We start from the raw sequence: 18,973 nt of genomic DNA, 5'->3' as shown, positions 1-18,973 counted from the left end.
GCGTTAGTCCACATCAAACCGATACAATATATCTAAGGTATCATAAAGCCCGCTGGTTACCTCTATATATAGTTTTTGCAGTATTTGATAGCGCACAGCCACTTCACTGATAGACTCGAATACACCAACACTGTATTTTACTTGGATCCCCGGCGCGATATAGCCAGCAATTTCAACCTTAGTATCATCACCACTGCCTTTTGAGTTTAAAGTTATATCGCTGAGACCAAATGTTTCCCCTACTCGCGATACAAACCCCTCACTGCGATTGAGACCTTGGGCTAGAAGAATCTGCGTTAGCATGGCATCGGTGTTCGTATCACCATCCCCAAGAGGCTGACCGTTAAGCACGTAAGAAAGCGCTTGTGAACGATCCATGGCCGGCTCCGAGAACACGTTTAATTTCGGCTGTTCAACATTTCCGATTAACTCGATACCCGCTATCACCCCGTTGGCGGTGGTGTCTGGATTACGGATCGCGCGCACATTTAAGTAAGGTTTATCAAGCGCACCACTGAACCCAATTTGCCCTGTACGGATCACTAAATCTTGGCCAAATGCACGGTATTTACCATCCACCAGTTTTAACTCGCCACTTGCCAATGGCGGACTTTCATTACTCGCGGTTAGCTTCAAGTCGCCCATGATGTAGGACTTCAGGCCAAACGAGTCTATATACACATCGTCATGTACGCCCACATCTAACTGCACTTGATAAGCGAATGGCGCACTTTGCTGCTTTTGTGGTGCGTCCACAATGATTTCATCATCACTGACCTGTACCGCTCCTTTAGGCAACTCTTTGATTTTGATACGTCCGTAAGGAACATCAACACGACCATCAACTTGCACACTTTGGGCGCTAATATCTATGTTTAAATCCGGAGAGATCGCGACATTGACCCCTTGCTGCGGTACCACCATAAAGCGCTCGCCCGAGAGTGAAATGGTAAGTGCCGGATTATCACTGAGCCACACACCTGAGCCGTCAATAGCAAGCTTGCCACCATCGGGCGTGAGCAATTCCCCCTCCAAGGTCATACTCTCACCATCGAGTTCAGCTTCGAGTCGAGAGTTAGCAAGAGCTACCGGCAATGCGTCTCCTTCAATTGCCAATTCATGCGCCTTGAGCTCACCATTGAGGTAGGGCTGCGCCAACGTGCCGCTGAGAGTTAGGTTAGCACTTAACCTGCCCGCTAACTTCCTCACATCAGGTACAAAGTGAGCGAATTTACTGATGTCGGTATCTGTTAGGTGCACCTCTCCAGAGAGTTGTTGCGCTTGAGTGATATCCTCTACGGCTAAATCAGCGTTAATACTGCCAACCACTGAGGAGTCTATGCTTAGCTTAGCATTGGCATTTTTTGCATCGCTGCTTAGCTTTATCATTAAGGTTTCCACAGGCAATCGCTGCAACTGCCCTTGGTTCCGATACAACCCTTGTAATTGCTGGGTATGGAACTCAGCATCAATCTGCATTGCTTGGTTGTCTTGCCATGCCAACTGCGCATGTCCTTGCGCTTGCCCCTCTATACCCAGGTTGGGTCCCAGCAAAGTGGTAAGAGACTGTAAGTGAAAGTAGTCAAGCTTAGCGTTGACGTGTCCCTGCTTGGCACTGATATCACTTGGCTCTATGCACAAGTGCATGGCATTGCCCTGCAAACAAAAGGGCTTAGTGCGCACGCTCTGCTGGGCCAGATCAATGTCCAACTCGGTACTTTGCTCCAGTGCGACCTGATACTCGTCGCCGCGCAGTTCCAACTCGGTAATTGCCAAGCTCAATTGCTGCTGTTGCAGTTCAGACTGAAACGCCAACTGCGCTTGCCCTTGAGCTAATCCAGCACGAACATAGTTTTGTTGGTGATGTTGTGAACCCTGAGACTGTACTTGAATGCCTTTGATAACTTGACCATCAAGGCTAACGTTAGCTACTTCTGCATCAAGGTCATATTCTAAGTCGGCTTGTTGATATTGCCCTGTAATATCTAATGTTGCGTCGCTCACTCGCAATCCCTCACCTTGCAGAGTCGCTAGTTGCAATTGCAATTGCAGCTTAGGTGATAAACGTTGCCCTTCGATACTAAACTGAGCGTGTCCCTGTCCTGAATAACCTTGATAAAGTGGCGATGATGATGACAAGTTTAATTCGCCGGCTAGCTGCCACTGCTCATCAATGCGGCCATTGATAACCAATGTATTCTCGCCTTGGCGCACACTAAAAGCATGAATATCGCCACTGAGATCGCTATTAATATTCAGTTCGGCATTAAATGTGAGCGGTTGCTCGTTTATCGTGCCTGATAATGACGACGGTTTAAGCTCCACCAACCACTGCTGGGGTGATTCAACACTCACTCGGCCTTGCAGCTGGCCCGATAGATCGCTGCGCACGGTGTCTAATAAGTACTCACTGTGCAAATTAGTTAGCTGCGCAGAAAAATCGGCGCTAATACCATCGCGCCAGGCTATTGATGTTGTTACCTCAACGTGGCTATCATTCGCTCGCAATTGTAACGGCGCAGCGTTGATGCCGGTAAGGCTTCCTTGAGCCTGTAAAGAAGTGCTCACTTGTGGGTATGCTGCTAGCTGTGTCAATGCATCGACATCTAAGCGGTAGTTATCTAAAGTACCCGATGCATTTATGTTGGTGCGTTCTATCTGTAACGGCTGGCCTTGCACCTCAAGCTGCCAAGGTGCGTGTGAAAACGCCAACTCAAAAGGCCAATTTTGCTGTCGTAATTGTGCCTGTGCGTCTAATTCGAAAGCATATTTGCCTTGATTACGCACCTGAACATTAAGTTCATCTAAACTGCCTGTGAATGAAAGTTCGCTGCGCTCGCCCAAGGCAGCTAATTGCAGCGACATTGTTAAAGGGTTGCCATCAGCAAAAGAGAATTGACCCTGAGCTTGGGCCTCAAGTGTATCCCCTTCGTTTGTCGCGATATCAGCAGGCAATTGGTAAGCGGCTGATAGTTGTGAAACGGACAACTTTTGTTGTTGCAGTGCCACAGCCACTTTTAAATCACTGATACGATGGCTTTGCTGCCCTTGAGTGATAATAATGTCAGCAACCTGTGCACTTTTAAGCTGCGCATTGATGCCCAAATCAAAAGCGATAGGCGGTAACGGTGGCAACGCCTCAAGTGGTGCTGAGGAAGGCTGCTGCTCACTCTCAGGTAAAGTAAGTTCAAGCGAGCGCAGACGCAACGGCTGCACCTTAACGTCTCGTTGATGCGCCTCAAGCGCTGATTTAAAATCCCTTGCTGACACGCTAAGGCCCGCAGCATGGATGTTGGCTTGTCCTAAAAATAGACTTTTGATGGTGATCGTCGGCAATGATATTGGCTCGCTGGCCGGCGGCTGTAGATCAGTCGCTGCCGCCTTATCGTTTTGCTGATCAGCTACTTGCACCGTCAGCGACTCAGCCCCAACTTGGCGAAAGCACAGCCCAGCACAACCCAATAACTGCCAGTCAATACGCACAGCCTCAGCATCGATGCTTATCTGTTCGCTGGTAAAAGAGATATCAAATGGGTCATCATATAGAAACCGCCCCTCTTTAAGCGAAATGCGCAACCCATCAACGCTGTGATTGGCCACATAAGCAATGCCCTTGTTACCCACCTCTGTAAATAACAAACAAAACAAGGTGACTAAAATAGTGCCCAAAAGGCCGCCACACCATCGGAGAATACGCTTATATCCTTTGCTCATAATTCCGGCCCCACAGTAATGCTCAAACGAGTGGTGTTATTAGGTGTGGATAATGCCCACGCGTGATCAATACGGATGGGGCCCACTGGGGTTAAATAACGCACCCCGAAGCCGGTGCCAACCGACCATGATTCAGAGAAGTCATTGGTGGCGGTTCCGGCATCAACGAATAGCGCCGCCCGCCAATTCTCAGCAAACTGATAATTATACTCCAAGGTGCCGGTGGCTAGGTATTTACCACCAATATTATAGCCATTACGCTCAGGCGAGATAGACTCATATTTATAGCCGCGAATACTCTGATCGCCGCCGGCAAAGAAGCGCATAGAAACCGGCACATCATTAATATCATCCACGTAAATAGCACCCAGATTGACCCGGGTAAAAAACATATGGCGCTGCCAATAAGTGTTTAACCACGCATACTGTAACTGGACTCTGACAATATCGGTGGTCGAAGCCAAGTGCTCAGTGCCCACTTCAGTGCTGATTAACCATTGCTCACCCCAAAACGGCGTGGTGCCCCCTTTACTTTGCTTGCGGGCAAAGCTCACTCCGGGTAGCAACATCTTAGTGCGCTGATGCTGCTCGCCAATGCGAAACTCTTCATATTCTCGGCGCAAAAATGCGGTGCGTATCCAATCTTCGCCCACTTTCCACTGTCTTTGCACTAAGCCTGTCAATGTTTTCGAGAAGATATCCGTATCGACATTATCCTCGAGCTTGTAGCCGAGGCTAAAGCGCCAGATATCGTCATTAGGGTCGTCCACCGGCACGGTGTAGGCAAAACTGATGTCTTGCTGACGTTTGGAAATGTTCAGGTTACTCTCAAGATAGTGGCCGTCTTCGGTGATCCAAGGACGAGACCATTTGAATCTGGCTTTGGGGCCTAAGTCCGTTGAGTAGCCGCCCCCCACTTCAAAGCTATCTTGTGGTTTATGCAAGACTTCCACACGAATCGGCACCTCGCCATTAGTCCGAGCGGGAATATCAGCATAAACGCGGACGCTGCTAAAGTAAGGCGTTTGCGATAACGCAAGATTGAATTCTGACACCTTAGTAGCACGGTAGGGCTGCCCGGTTTTAAAATGCGCCAGAGAATAAATATAGTTACTTGCTGGTGTATCAGAGCTGATGTTAATCGGCCCATAATCATAACGTGGGCCCGTTTGCACATGCAGCACCACCTCTGCACTGTGTTGAGAGCGATTAATCGCCAACTTAGATTGTTGCCACTTAGCGTCAAAGTAGCCAAGCTCTAACAATTGCCTATCTATGGCTGATTTAGCACTATCATATTGGCCATGGTGCACAACCTGCCCTTGCTGCAGAGGTAAGCTATCAAGCACCGCCTTAAGCTGCTGATCGTCTTCTCCGGGACCACTAAATTGATAATCCAATCTAGCGATGCGCGTCGCTTTGCCGGGTATGATGTTCGCAATTACTTGCGCTTTGCCTTCGCTGCGCTCTAAACTGAGTTCTACTTCGCTATGGTAATACCCCAGTGCGCGCATACTCGCTTTAACTTGTGCACTTGCATAGCGCTGTAATTGCCTGGAGGGGACCTCGCCTTTTAATTGCACTAAATAAAGCGCAACATTTTCTTCTAACTCTCCTGATAACCCGTTAATGCTGTAGCCAGTAATAGTTGTTGCTTGTTGCACAGCAGCATGTGCAGTGACAGCAGGCCATATTAAAATAGATAGAAGAATGAAAAAGCGGCAGAAAATCAAACGACTAGAACTCCATGATCTAAGAATACTGCAACAATGAATGGTCAGATCACTCATACGTCCCAAAGTGGGTCCATCAGTTTAACAAATGCCACTGACTTCGCGCACCCACTGAATAAATAAAATTTGCCTTCAAGGCTTTTTATTTCTTACAAGATAATAGACAATTTATCGATTCTTAAAAAAACGAGACAAGGTATGCAATTTCCCGACGACGACACCGGACACATGTTACAGCAAATACACGATGAAGGTGTGGACTTGACAGGCTTTCATACATTGGACTTCTTTATTCTATTTGAAAAGCAAGAACATGCTATTAGTTACCAAGAAGCACTGAAAAGTTCCGAACTAAGCGCCGATTCACAATTGGGAACTTGCCCTGACACTGGCGTATTTGAAGTCAAAGTAAGTATCAAAATGGTGCCGCAACATGATGTGATCATGGATACCGAAGCCTATTTGGAAAGTCTAGCTGATAAGCACAATGGTTATGGTGACGGCTGGGGACTAATGGCTTAAAGCATTCCGCACAGGAGCATTTCACACGCCCTAATACAGGGCGTTTGCCTTTCGAAAAGCGCCCTCATAGTCAAAGAGTTTGTCACTCACCTGCCACCCATATCGTTTCGACTTTCGCGCTACCACAAAATCAGGTGCTTGCAGGCAGTGCTGATGGTCAACCACCTGCTGAGCATCGTGCCAGGTTGTGACTCCGCTAACGGTGTGCCGCTTCGCGTAAAAGCGATTAAATCGAGCCACCACCTTGGCATTATTAAAGTCATAGCTCTCATCGACACTGGCCCCATCTTCATCAAAGTAGGTAACTTTGAGTTTGCTTGGCTGAGTAATTTGACAACTTAAGCCACTACAGCGCAGTACCATGGCTTCTTTTAAATTAAGTGCTTTTCGTAGTTTATCATCTGGGTCAACCAGCTGATGTTGGCAGGCGCTGCACTCGCGTGCAGCAATGTCATTTTCGCTGCCGCACTGTGGGCACTCTTTAAATTTAAAGCGATAGTCACACTGCTGCGTTTGCTCACCATCATCAAGCAGCCCCTGGCAGCGCCGACCATGATGCTCAATGACTTGACCACTGGCATCCGTTTTTCCCCAAAAAATATTGGCAAAGCCACATCCCGGACATAATACTTGCACCGGCTCACTCAACGGGTCGGGGCGCTTCGCTCCCACTTCTGGATAAAATAAATCAAAGCCATTGGCAGCATAATCGATCACGAGGCAGTCTTTTTTCCCTTCGCACAAACGCAGGCCTCGACCCACAATTTGCTGATATAAGCCAACCGACTCGGTGGGCCTTAAAATGGCGATGAAATCCACATGTGGAGCATCGAAGCCCGTGGTTAATACCGATACATTAACAAGGTATTTTAGCTCTTTGCGTTTAAACCTAAGGATAATTTCATCACGCTCAGCCGCCGGTGTCTGACCAGTTATAACCGCTACTGACTCACTACTCAAATAATCAGCTATTTCATAAGCATGTTTGACTGTAGCAGCAAATATCATCACTCCCTGTCTAGCATCTGCTTGCGCTTGAATATCACTGACAATACTTTTTGTTGCCCGGGTACTCGATTGCAATAGTGTATTCATATCGCCTTCACTAGGTATACCTGAGGGGCCGGATGCGAGTGAATTAAAGTCATAATTTTGCACTGCAGCATCAACGCAATTCGGCGGGGTTAAATAGCCTTTATTGATTAAATAACGCAGCGGTAATTCATATATACACTCACTAAATGGCGCGTCTGCCGAGCCACGTACAAAGCCATGATAGTGGCGGTGATATATCCATCCTGATGTTAAGCGATATGGGGTCGCGGTTAGGCCTAGCACTTTCAATCTGCTATTTGCTTTTTTTAAATGCTGAATAAGCTGTGAATACTGACTGTTTTCATCGTCACTAATACGGTGACACTCATCGACTATAATAAGTGAGTATTGCCTTTTTAGCTTATCTCTACTTTTAGCGAGAGATTGAATACTGGCAAAGGTGACTTGCTGGTTTAACTCTTTCTCATTAAGACCTGCAGAAAAGATCCCAGGTGTTAATCCCAATGCTTTATATTTTTCGGCATTTTGCTGTACTAATTCTTTAACATGAGTCAGCACCAAAATAGGGAATCGCGCAAGGCGCGCGAGTTCAGCAATAACTACACTTTTACCACTTCCAGTGGGAAGTACGATCACGGCTGCACTATCTGAGCGGCGAAAGTGGGCTAAGGTGCTATCAACAGCTTTTTGTTGGTAATCTCTGAGTGTAAACACAACTAACACCCAAGTAAGTAAAAGGCCCGAAACCGGGCCTTGGAGGTTATTATTTTGCGAGGTATTTAGTTAGGTCAACATCTTGGAACGCTTTCGGACGCTTACCACGGCCAGACCATTCAACTACTTTTCCTTCAAACTCGCGACGATACTTAGGTTCAACCTTAGTTCGCTTGTCCTGTTTCGAGTCAACAATATCATCCACACTGAGCCCTTTTTCCTTCATCAGTTCGAGAACTTCCTGTTTCGCTTTTTCCTGCTGTTGCTGACTTTCGAGCGCAGTATTCAGAATATTAATTGCTTTCTCTAACTCATTCATCGATGCCGTTTTGGCAAAGGCTCTGATCTCTCTCACTATGGTCTCTTTTAATTGTTGAACATGGAGATTAAATAATAATTGAAGATTGATAATATATCAAAAATAAAAAGGCACTATACGCTGGGAGGGCTTATTTTAAATTAATATGACAAAGAAGGTGTAATTTGAGGGGGAAAAGTGAAGCCGAGTCGACTTCACCAATTACTCGCTCACAGGCGTGAGCAAATAAGCATTAAACGGGTGTTACATTTTCCGCTTCTGGTCCCTTTTGGCCTTGTTTGATGCCGAAAGTTACCTGCTGGCCTTCGTTAAGAGTACGAAAACCGTTACCGTTAATGGCACTGAAGTGAACAAACACGTCTGGACCATTTTCTTGTTCGATAAAGCCAAAGCCTTTTGCTTCGTTGAAAAACTTTACTTTACCTTGTGCTTCTGCTGACATACTTAGTTTTCCTGTAAGTCAATTTGTATCAATCGCCTAAAATTAGGCACTATCCTCCCTGAGCCAGTGTCGCCGCCGATGGGTCAGGTACAGTACTAAGGGCACACTAGCTAAATAGTCACTCTTACAGCATTGGCCGCACAAAACCGTCACATTACACGCCTTAACTCAAGGCAAGTTAAAGACTACCACAGAAAAATATAATTAGCTTTAAATAAATTCGAATTTTCTCTTTACGGGGAACTAACGGCTGCGGTAAAAAACTAACAGACTACGCAGTTCTCGCTTTCCAAGAACCTGTGTTATGTTATTCGTAGGACTTACACTTTGCCCAACTAAGGAGCATTCAATGAAAAACCTTCTGCTAGCCGGTTTGGTACTATTACTGGGCGCCTGTGCTTCGCACCCGGATTTTGACTACGACAAATCGGTCGATTTCTCGCAATATAAAACCTTCGCATGGATCCCCAATGCCAGCCTCACCAAAGGCACTAATAATTATCAAATTAGTGAGCTAATGGAACGCCGCGTGCAACAAGCGGTCAATGATGAGCTTCGCGCCAAGGGCATGGAACTGGTATCCCCCCAACAAGCAGATGTGTTAATTAATTACCATGCATCCGTTGATACCAAGGTCGATGTCGATACGTTTTCTACAGGTTACGGCGCTCGCTGGGACTATTGGGGCATTGGTTACAACGTGCAAACCACCACGCGTGAGTATGAGGTAGGTACGTTAGTCATTGATGTCGTTGATAGGTCTTCAAACCAGTTAGTGTGGCGGGCAGCTAAAGAGGGACGCCTGAAAAAGAATCAAACCCCGATTGAGCGCACCGAAGTGGTACGTGAATCAGTGGCAGATATTCTCAGCAACTTCCCTCCTCAAGCTCAGTAAAGCTCAACTCAAACAGAGGCGCTTTACGTGAGCGCCTCCAATTGGGTGATGCGCCACATTGCTTGGGCATCAGTGCGACCACACACATCCGTGGTGGCACTAAACTGACTGCATACAGCGGGCCGCGAAGGTTGGTTAAACAACTTACATAAGTTGTTAGTATCCAGTTGAACACAACGCTCTCCCGCTTTCTTGCCGTTCGGCATACCCGGAATGGCGCTGGAAATACTCGGTGCGATGCAGCAAGCGCCACACCCTAAACGGCAATCCATCTATCGCTCACCTCTTCATGATACAAATTTGCAGTATACCATAGCCCGCTTCGAGCCATGACCCTGCCTATGCAGAGCACAACATAAATGATATGTTATAACAAACCATAGATAACGAGAGATGCTATGCAAGTAACACAGTCCCATGCTCCTGATGCGCCCCCCGTGCATCAGCCAAAAACAGCGAGAGCGTCAAGCAATGTTGATGTATTACCTTCAATTTACCAGCCAGCTCATAACATCGTCGTTTGGAAGCGCGCACTCGACTCAACGATACGCAGGCAAATCCAAACCCTTATTGAGGTGCAGCCAAATCTCGCATTGACTTCGACGGTGAGTGCAAAGTCAGTACTTCACACCTTGCAAAGTAACTTTGATAACCACCAAGATTATCAGGCTTTGTTCAGCGATATCTCCACATTAGTGGATATGTTCAGCTGTTTGCTTGACTGTGAACACGTTGGTTTACGGCTCAAAGTGCTTAGCCAAGCCATGTGCCCTCGGTTTCATGTTGACCGCGTGCCAGTACGCTTAGTGACCACTTACCAAGGCCCGGGGTCGCAGTGGCTAGCCCACGCCGATACAGACTACAGCAAGCTTGGCAGCGGCAATCAAGGGCTCAGTGACGAAAAATCAGGGCTGTATCGCCATGCTGAGCATATTCATCAATTACAAGCAGGTGATGTGGCACTGCTCAAAGGACAACTTTGGCCTGACGGTGAGCACAGCGCTTTGGTGCATCGCTCTCCCCCACAACATGATCAGCAACCGAGGCTATTACTGACTCTCGATGGCATTTTTTAGCCCTGTATAGCTGCATTTAATAACCCCCACACCGACTAACCAAATGAGGAAAAAATGGGCCATTTACCTGATATTACTGCAGTGCAATCAGCAGATACCGCTTTAACGCTGAAATGGGTCGGGATGGAGCATATTGCCCTACCCATACACATTCCAATTTCCAGCTCACAGGTACAGCAAACTCATGCACAAGCGGATGTTTTTGTCAGCCTAGATAGTAAGCAGGCAAAAGGGATTCATATGTCACGGCTTTATCAAATACTGAACCAGCATTTGAGCAACAAAGCGATGACGCCCCATCGCTTAGAGCATCTGCTTCGCGAGCTTATCAGTTCGCAGCAAGGGCTAAGCCACAGTGCCAAGCTGCAACTGAGTTTTGACCTTATACTCGAGAAAAAAGCCTTAATCAGCGATAAGAGCGGGTACCAAGGCTACCCGGTGACGCTACATTGTGAATATCACCAAGGCCAGTTTACTATTGAGCTCGGCTTGTCTATTCCTTATTCCAGCACCTGCCCTTGCTCCGCTGCATTATCGCGCCAAGCACTGAGCGACGCTATTGCCTGCGAGTTTACAGACGATGCCATCGACAAGAACACATTGCTCAACTGGCTAAGTAGCGAGCAAGGCTCTATCGCCACGCCGCACAGTCAGCGTTCATTCGCCTATATTCACATGCAGATGCAAGGCCATACCTTGGGCTATATCAGTGATCTTATCACCGAGTTCGAGGCCGTCATTGCCACCGCCGTGCAAACCGCAGTGAAAAGAGAGGACGAGCAAGCCTTTGCCAAGCTCAATGCCGAAAACCTGCTGTTTTGTGAAGACGCCGCCCGGCGTATAAAACAGGCGTTGCAGTACAAACCCAGGCTACTCGGTTATTGGTTTAAGGTTGAACACCAAGAAAGTCTGCATGCCCATAACGCAGTCGTCGTTGACTATAAACGGATGTCAACGCTGGAATAAACAGCGTTGCATTGAAGTTGCCGCCTATTATTTGCGCGCTGCTGACACACAATTCATGGTTTGTTACATCTTCCACATACCTGTAAACATCATTCACGATAGTATTAAGCTGTCATCGAAATATACGGGAGCAACACTGTGGCTAGTAAAAAACAAATATTTTTGCCGCTAGGGGTATTGGCAGGCGCCATTGGGGTGTTTGTCGCCCTCAGCGCCATGAAGTCGCCGCCACCACAAAAAGCACAACAGGATATCGCCCCTCTGGTTGAGGTAACGCCAGTGGAATTAACGGACGTAACATTAAAAGTGCATTCGTATGGCGAGGTTATGGCGCAAGAGCAAACGGAGCTTGTGGCGCAAGTAAGCGGTCAGGTAGTCTCTGTTTCTGAGCAATTTGTAAAAGGTGGCTTTGTTGCCAAAGGCGATGAACTGCTACGTATTGACCCGAATGATTATGAAGCGGCGCTCATTGAGGCGCAGGCAGGTCTAGCTCAAGCTCAATCAGCACTAGAAATTGAACAAGCACAGGCACATGTGGCTAAAGCTGAATGGCAGCGTATTAAAGACAATGCCAATGAGGTGATCCCCTCAGAGCTGTATTTACGCAAACCGCAACTGGCAGAAAAGCTCGCCAACTTTAGGGCTGCACAAGCGCAAGTGAAACGCGCCAAACGCAATTTAGAGCGCACCTCGATTCGTGCCCCCTTTGATGCCTTAGTAACAGCAAAAAATATTAGTTTAGGTAGTGTTGTCAGCCCAGGTAGTAAACTGGGTCAAGTCGATGCCACCGACATTGCCAAAGTGCGTTTACCGGTTGCCAATCACGATATGCAGTATCTTGTCGACGGCGGCGTCGGCGCGAAAGTCAGTTTACAAAGCGATATCGCTGGCAAAGCGGTGACTTGGCAAGGCACCATAGTGCGTAATGAAGGCGTGGTTGATAAACGTTCACGCATGACCTATCTGGTCGCCTATGTAAACACTCCTTACCAACACAGCGTACCGCTGCGTTTTGGTGCCTACACCAATGCGACTATTACTGGCAAACAACTGCGAAATGCGGCAATAATCCCCAGCCACTTAATCAAAGAAAATCGCGTCGCACTGTTGAATAACGACAATACCCTGGAATTCAGTGCCCTTAATGTTATTCGCGAACAAGACGGTATGGCTTATGTTGACACCGGTTTGACTTCCGGAGAGCAACTCATTACCTCAGCGCTTGAATACCCTACGGAGGGCATGGCACTACGCTTAAATGATGAGCCAACCCAGAAGCCACACACGCAATTGGCACTGAAAGAGGACTAAGTGATGACGCAGCAACGAGAAAAAGGCTTAATCGCTTGGTTTGCGCGTAATCCGGTGGCAGCCAACTTATTGATGGTATTCATCATTGTTGGCGGTATCCTTAGCGCCCTATCTATTCGCAAACAAATGTTCCCACAGTTTGAGAATAACTGGTTAAGTATTCAGGCAGTTTATCCCGGTGCCGCCCCTCAAGAGGTTGAAGAAGGGATCACCATCAAGGTTGAGGAGTCTTTACAGGGCTTGGAGGGGATCAAACGTTTGATCACCTACTCTAACCGTGGCTACTCACAAAGCTGGATTGAGGTCGAAGAGTCTTACGACCCGCAAGAAGTGCTCGATGAAGTAAAAATGCAGGTCGATGCAATTTCCAGTTTCCCTGCGGAGATGGAGCGCCCTAATATTCGCCGGCAAAAGTTTACTCAAGAAGTCATGATTTTGGCTCTCTACGGCGATATGAGTAATTATCAGCTTAAGGAGCTCGGGAATAAGCTGCATGATGAAATGCTCAGTCTGCCGCTAGTGAACTTAGTCGAATTTAACTCCGGCTTGGATTACGAGATAAGCATTGAAGTCAGCCCCGATAAGCTGCGTGAATATGGCCTTACCTTCCGCGATATCGCCACGGCGGTGCGTAACTTCTCGGCCAATATGTCTGCCGGACAAATCCGCTCCGATAACGGTTACATTTCCATGCGCGTGGAAAAACAAGCCTATCGCGGTAATGAATTTGAGAAGCTGCCATTAATTACCCTTGAAGATGGCGCACAAGTCTTTCTCGGGGATGTGGCCACCATTCAAGACGGCTTTGAAGAAGGCCTACAATATTCGAAATACAATGGTAAAAACTCGCTGATGTTCGAGGTGGCAGCCTCCAAAGACCAAGATATCACCCGCGTTGCTGCGGTCATGGATGACTACCTCAAGCGCAAAGAAACCGAATTACCCGCAGGTGTTAAATTAACGCCTATGGTCGATTTAACCTACTACCTCGAAGGTCGTCTCGATATGATGATCGAGAATATGATTTGGGGCGGTGTGTTAGTCATGCTGATGCTAGCCATGTTCCTGCGCATTCGGTTGGCCTTTTGGGTGATGATGGGGTTACCGGTGTCCTTTCTCGGCGCTTTCCTGATGATGCCCGTGGGGCTAGACATCACCATTAACCTTGCCTCACTGTTCGCTTTTATTTTGGTTCTGGGGATCGTTGTAGACGATGCCATTGTGGTAGGCGAGTCGGCCCATGCAGAGATAGAAAAGCATGGCCAGAGTTTAGATAACGTCGTACGCGGCGTAAAACGCGTCGCCGTGCCCGCCACCTTTGGTGTGCTCACCACCGTGGCCGCTTTTTTACCGCAAACACTCGCTTCCGGCCCTGGCGCAGCATTCAGTAAGGCCATAGGCGGCGTTATTATCCTCTGCTTGCTGTTCTCCTTGGTGGAATCAAAACTGATCCTTCCAGCGCACTTGGCGGCGATGAAAAACCGCCCGGTTAACCCACGCAACCCGTTGCATCGTTTGCGCAGTCGCTTTGATGCGGGCTTAAAGTACGTGATTGAATCACTATACCGCCCTGCGGTTACCTTGTGTATTCACTACCGTTACACCGTCATTGTGGGCTTTTTGGGTATTTTAATTGTCAGTGCGGGGCTATTCGCCGGTGGACTCATTAAGTTTATCGCCAACCCAAAAATCCCCCATGATTTCCCTGGCATTAATATCGAAATGAATCTCGCCAGTTCAGAGAGCGCAACCTTGGCTACGGCTCGCAAAATTGAGCAAGTGGTGCTCGATGTTGAAAAGCAAATTGAACAGCAATACGGCCAGCCCATGATCCGCGATATTTCTGTCAACATGCAAGGACGCACTAACGCTCGCTTGATGATGGTATTGGTAGAGCCGCATTTGCGTCCTATGGATACCTTTGCACTCAGTGCTCTGTGGCGTGAAAATATGCCGCCACTGCCGGGACTGAAATCAATGACCATCGACGATAGCATCATGAATGGCGGCGGTCGTGATGATGGCGATATCAGCTTCCGTTTAGAGGGTCGAGATAACGAACAATTGAAAGAAGTGGCCGCCAAACTCAAAGACAAACTTGCCACCATGGCCGGTGTAGGTGATATCAATGACTCCATGCAAAGCGCCACCGAAGAAGTACAGCTGGATTTAAAACCTATTGCCTACAGCTTAGGGCTGACCTTGGCCGATGTTGCATCGCAGGTGAACTTTAGCTTTTACGGTTTAGAGGCGCAGCGCATTCTTCGCGATGGCGAAGAGTTAAAAGTGATGATCCGCTACCCCATTGAACAGCGAAACTCCATCAGTGAAATCAATGATGTGCGCATTATCACGCCTGCTGGCGCAGAAGTGCCGCTGGCAGAAGTAGCTGAGGTGACGCTGGTCGACGGTGTTAACCGCATCCGTCGCGAAAATGCCAAGCGCACGGTTAACGTGTGGGCTGCGGTAGACCCCAATCAAGCTGAACCCTTTACTATTGCCCGAGAGATCCGTGATGAGTATCTGCCAGCCTTGTTGAAGAACTACCCCGGCGTACAAAGTAAAGTTGCTGGACGCGTGCAAGAGGAAATGGAAAGCGTTGCCGAGCAAATCCGCGACTTAGTGCTATCGCTGATGATTATCTTTGCGTTATTGGCAATTCCTTTGCGCTCTTACACCCAGCCCTTGTTGATCATGTCGGTGATCCCCTTTGGCGTGGTCGGCGCAGTTTATGGCCATGTGTTTATGGGCATGACCATGAGTAGCCTGTCATTCTTTGGCATTATCGCCGTGGCCGGTGTGGTGGTTAACGATTCGCTGGTCATGGTGGACTTTGTCAATAAAGCGCGTGCCCAGGGTATCGCTATAAAAGATGCGGTGGTCGAAGCGGGCTGCAAGCGTTTTCGCGCTATTTTGCTTACCTCAATCACCACCTTTATCGGCCTTATCCCGATTATCACTGAAACCAGCTTGCAGGCACAGATTGTGATCCCTATGGCGGTTTCCTTGGCTTTCGGGGTGCTCTTTGCAACGGTGATCACCTTGGTACTCATTCCTTGCCAATATGTGGCACTGGAAGATGCCAAGCGTCTGATGCGCAAATGGTTCTCTCGCCCTGAGCCAGGCACCGAAGTAAGTGATAAACAGGCTGCACAACATAATTAAGCATTGTTACTAACCCAACCATAAAGCCCCGCATCGCGGGGCTTTTTTTGAGCTAGCCATTTATTTGAGAGGTTATAAGCTAATCGCTGCAGGCCAGTAATCACGGTTTTTACTTCAAGGCTGTTAAGAGCGAGGAGCGGACGTTCGCACTCTCACTAATCTTGAAAGTGCTTTTCTAATACGAGCAAAATGTAGCTCCGGCTGATGCGTTATAGATTTTCCCCAATCGACATCTGTGATTTCAATCACCCTCCTAAGTCTCGATGAACCCACCCAAGGAATAAGCTTTCCTGTTGTGAAGTGTTACCATTTCAATTAATGTATGATTTAACTGCTTTTAGAGTTTTATTAGTGCACCTATGTGTAGATCTCACTAATAATCTGTTACGTTTTAAAGGAAAATCAAAAATGGATATACTGAATAAAATCTCAATTGCTATGCTCATGACTCTGGCAACAGCATGCAGCAGTACTCATAAAACCACAACCTCAGAAGAGCCAATTGCCTTTTCGCCGAATAAAACCATCACTTCAGAAGAGTCAATTTCCTTTTCAGTAAATAAAACCAGCTCAGTTTATGAGTTAAATTGCAAACCCCTGAACAGCACAGTTGCTAAAAATGCCTCATGGGTTCAAACATGCAACTCTACGGCATACGAATTTTTAGTTTCTGAAACTAACACAGGTGTCATATTTGAAAAAGAAATTAGCCAACAACCTTTTGGGCAAGCCGCAATTTTCATGGCCAACATGCTAAAAAGTAATCCACAAAATTTCGAGGCAACTTCCATTAGACAGACATATTCCTTTAAGCAATAAGGTATAACAATTTGCTATATTTCGTTGTGGTCTTTCAGCAAAGCGTGATGAAGCTCCAATGCATATGAGAACTTTTTACATTTGTAAAAATTCAAATTGTGTTCAATTTCGCTCTTTGCTGCCAACTTAGGGATGAGCACTTTTTAGAGAACTGCCAATCCGCAAGGATTTGGCTCTTTTTCGCGAAGGTGCTCAATAAGCTTTCAAGGAAGCTAAGGCTTACTCTGTTGGCAGTGTTCTATCATTTTTGGCTATTTTAGAACTTGGCTATGCATAAAAATTCACTATAACCACTCGCTAGCGCTCGTTGGGATGTAAACATGTGGGCCCCCTCCGCTTCGTTGTATATCATAGCCTGCATATTTTTGGAGTGTTATATAGCACCGGAAATTACATAGACATTCCAGTAATTCAAAAAAGGTAGTAGTAACATTGCTGAGCCACTTGAGTATGATCTTAACGAATTAGTTGTAATAGTTTCCCTATCCCGACAACAAAGCTAGAGTTTTGACTTACGTTATCTAGACGAAGGCGATTTGATGGAGTACAGGCATGAGCCAGATATTACTCGCAACTGACTATTGGAAAGAAAAGGTGGTCGCTAGATTGAAAAGGAAATTAACTAATGAGGCCTGTGTAGTTCAAAATAAATCAACGAGCTAACAGAGTATTTACTCAACGGTAGCAACCAACGCGTCCGTGTCTTAAATATAGAGCAACCTACTGTAGTATTTGAAAAATGATAGGGGTCAGTAGGTAGGGCAACAATCAACAGTCATTTATCGATCGAGTCCAAAAGTAGCCGTAGACTGGTATTAAAAAGGCATTAAGTTATTACTCAGCATACAAAATTAATTGAGATTCAATTGCTTGCTTCAGCTATAAATTTTTTTAAAAACCTACGATGCCTCTTTTTATGCCATGTGAGCATGGTGTCTGCTATTTTGACTGCATCTTCTTGATGCTTAACTGCGGTATCATAATCGCCCATTTTGGCATAAGCTCTAGCTAAATTGTGGTGACTATATGCATCCAATGGATAGCGTTTAACCATTTCTGCAAAAATCTTGAGCCCGTCCTCTGGTGCTCTTTCCAGCAAATAAAAACCTAAATTGTTAATCGACTTTTTTGGAGAGACGTCAAATCCATACTTTTGTTTCGATAAATAATCATAATGCTGAACTATAGAAGCAATACCTTGCTGAGATATATCAGACTCAGGAGCTAGACCATTATTAATATCATTGAACATCTTTTCTACTGCAACTATTACAGACAAGAGTGGAAGAGACATAAAGTAATTTTCATCAAAATGCTTGTAATGCCAATCCAGTGATTTGGGAGCATGTGATTCTAATACTTCTTTTAGCTGGTAATAAGACTCTGCTTGATGCTCCTCTTTTATGGTCGTGCCGTGACTGAATAATAGGAACTTAGGCTCGTCTTTTATTTTCGCTAACTTTGGTTGTGTCGTAGACAATATTTTTGCGTAGTCATCTTTAATTTCTGGGCTTATGGCTATATACGCATCGAACATATCGGGTTTGTTTATTAGAGCTGATAGAGTAATTGTTCCGTTAACTCTAAACCCACTCATTATTTTAAAACCATTGGTTCTATATCTCTTATCAATTTCAGGAAGAAGCTGGGCTTCAAAAAAGTCTAATAATGGTGTCGTTTCTCCTGATGGATCGAAAAGCATCCCAGCTCTATTTCCCGGAGCTGGAGTTACAATAATTGTTTGTAACCATGGCCATTCACCATTATGACTGAGCCAATCATGCATACCTCTTAGGTATGTATCTGCATTGGGATGGAAATCAAACATTAATATGTAAGACTTCTCTTTGTTTTTGCTATAACCGGACGGCAAGGCAACATTAAACTTTAAAGGAGCTTTGAAGTTTGGGTGATTGAGTTGAATCTGATCTTGTGAGCTTTTAGCTGACGCATAGGTGTTAATGCACGATAAAAATATGACTATCGTTAAAAAGCGTATTGAAAACATAGCATTCCCTTGACCTTAGTTGACTATCTCAATGCTACCACAGTTGATGATAAAACAACCAACCCAACCTTTAGGAAGTTAATACCTGCCACGGCATTAAAGTGTTCGGCTCAACTATTGCATCGCGAAGAGTGCAGGCTCGCGCCCTCCGCTTATGCGTTGGTATGACTCCCTCTGTCAAGTTAAACACAGCGTTGCCTGCCTAACTTTTTAAGCCCTTAATAATCAGTTTG

General features: G+C 46.4%; 14 protein-coding genes. 7 read left to right on the top strand and 7 right to left on the bottom strand.

Annotated elements, in window-relative coordinates:
* Window positions 1–3: 3 nt before the first annotated feature.
* Window positions 4–3,714, bottom strand: a complete 3,711-nt coding sequence (locus EXT46_RS15465; RefSeq protein WP_130148362.1) for a translocation/assembly module TamB domain-containing protein — start codon at window positions 3,712–3,714, stop codon at window positions 4–6.
* Window positions 3,711–5,378 carry an autotransporter assembly complex family protein gene (locus EXT46_RS15460; protein ID WP_235418814.1) on the bottom strand — a complete coding sequence of 556 codons (1,668 nt, stop codon included), beginning with the start codon at window positions 5,376–5,378 and terminating at the stop codon, window positions 3,711–3,713. Before EXT46_RS15460 ends, EXT46_RS15465 begins: the two co-directional genes overlap by 4 nt.
* A gap of 267 nt (window positions 5,379–5,645) precedes the next feature.
* Between EXT46_RS15460 and EXT46_RS15455 the strand changes: the two genes are divergently transcribed.
* Entirely contained in the window at window positions 5,646–5,969 is a 324-nt protein-coding gene (locus EXT46_RS15455; RefSeq protein ID WP_045980333.1) for a ribonuclease E inhibitor RraB, read from the top strand.
* A gap of 30 nt (window positions 5,970–5,999) precedes the next feature.
* Here the strand turns inward: EXT46_RS15455 and EXT46_RS15450 are convergent, their stop codons facing one another.
* The 3 genes from EXT46_RS15450 to EXT46_RS15440 form a co-directional block, all read right to left on the bottom strand.
* Window positions 6,000–7,748, bottom strand: coding sequence for a DEAD/DEAH box helicase (locus tag EXT46_RS15450; protein ID WP_040643297.1), 1,749 nt, complete (start codon window positions 7,746–7,748; stop codon window positions 6,000–6,002).
* 40 nt (window positions 7,749–7,788) lie between these two features.
* Window positions 7,789–8,094 (bottom strand): H-NS family nucleoid-associated regulatory protein, encoded by a 306-nt coding sequence (locus EXT46_RS15445; protein ID WP_022946197.1) that lies wholly within the window; start codon window positions 8,092–8,094, stop codon window positions 7,789–7,791.
* A 196-nt stretch (window positions 8,095–8,290) separates the two neighbouring features.
* The gene (locus tag EXT46_RS15440; RefSeq protein ID WP_022946196.1) at window positions 8,291–8,500 is read right to left on the bottom strand and encodes a cold-shock protein; all 210 of its coding nucleotides are present in this window, start codon (window positions 8,498–8,500) and stop codon (window positions 8,291–8,293) included.
* A gap of 349 nt (window positions 8,501–8,849) precedes the next feature.
* Between EXT46_RS15440 and EXT46_RS15435 the strand changes: the two genes are divergently transcribed.
* A complete protein-coding gene (locus EXT46_RS15435) occupies window positions 8,850–9,395 on the top strand; it encodes a DUF4136 domain-containing protein (RefSeq protein ID WP_022946195.1) in 546 nt (181 codons plus the stop codon).
* A gap of 23 nt (window positions 9,396–9,418) precedes the next feature.
* Here EXT46_RS15435 and EXT46_RS15430 read toward each other — a convergent pair whose 3' ends face one another.
* Entirely contained in the window at window positions 9,419–9,667 is a 249-nt protein-coding gene (locus EXT46_RS15430) for a YkgJ family cysteine cluster protein (RefSeq protein ID WP_022946194.1), read from the bottom strand.
* Between the two features lie 126 nt (window positions 9,668–9,793).
* Here EXT46_RS15430 and EXT46_RS15425 point away from each other — a divergent pair, with 126 nt between their 5' ends.
* The 5 genes from EXT46_RS15425 to EXT46_RS15405 all read left to right on the top strand — a co-directional run bounded on the left by EXT46_RS15425 (window position 9,794) and on the right by EXT46_RS15405 (window position 16,732).
* Entirely contained in the window at window positions 9,794–10,471 is a 678-nt protein-coding gene (locus EXT46_RS15425) for a DUF1826 domain-containing protein (RefSeq protein ID WP_130148358.1), read from the top strand.
* Between the two features lie 54 nt (window positions 10,472–10,525).
* Complete coding sequence (folE2, locus tag EXT46_RS15420; RefSeq protein WP_130148356.1) at window positions 10,526–11,437, top strand: GTP cyclohydrolase FolE2; 912 nt, start codon at window positions 10,526–10,528, stop codon at window positions 11,435–11,437.
* Between the two features lie 138 nt (window positions 11,438–11,575).
* Complete coding sequence (locus EXT46_RS15415) at window positions 11,576–12,748, top strand: efflux RND transporter periplasmic adaptor subunit (RefSeq protein WP_130148354.1); 1,173 nt, start codon at window positions 11,576–11,578, stop codon at window positions 12,746–12,748.
* 3 nt (window positions 12,749–12,751) lie between these two features.
* Window positions 12,752–15,913 carry an efflux RND transporter permease subunit gene (locus EXT46_RS15410; protein WP_130148403.1) on the top strand — a complete coding sequence of 1,054 codons (3,162 nt, stop codon included), beginning with the start codon at window positions 12,752–12,754 and terminating at the stop codon, window positions 15,911–15,913.
* Window positions 15,914–16,321: 408 nt separating this feature from the next.
* Window positions 16,322–16,732, top strand: a complete 411-nt coding sequence (locus EXT46_RS15405; protein WP_130148352.1) for a hypothetical protein — start codon at window positions 16,322–16,324, stop codon at window positions 16,730–16,732.
* A gap of 862 nt (window positions 16,733–17,594) precedes the next feature.
* Here the strand turns inward: EXT46_RS15405 and EXT46_RS15400 are convergent.
* Window positions 17,595–18,740, bottom strand: a complete 1,146-nt coding sequence (locus EXT46_RS15400; protein WP_130148350.1) for a tetratricopeptide repeat protein — start codon at window positions 18,738–18,740, stop codon at window positions 17,595–17,597.
* Window positions 18,741–18,973 lie beyond the last annotated feature (233 nt).

The sequence above is a fragment of the Pseudoalteromonas sp. CO325X genome (assembly GCF_004208955.1).
Lineage (GTDB): Bacteria > Pseudomonadota > Gammaproteobacteria > Enterobacterales > Alteromonadaceae > Pseudoalteromonas > Pseudoalteromonas ruthenica.
The sequence above is the reverse complement of the archived record's forward strand: the minus strand, read 5'-3'. Positions and strand labels throughout refer to the sequence as shown.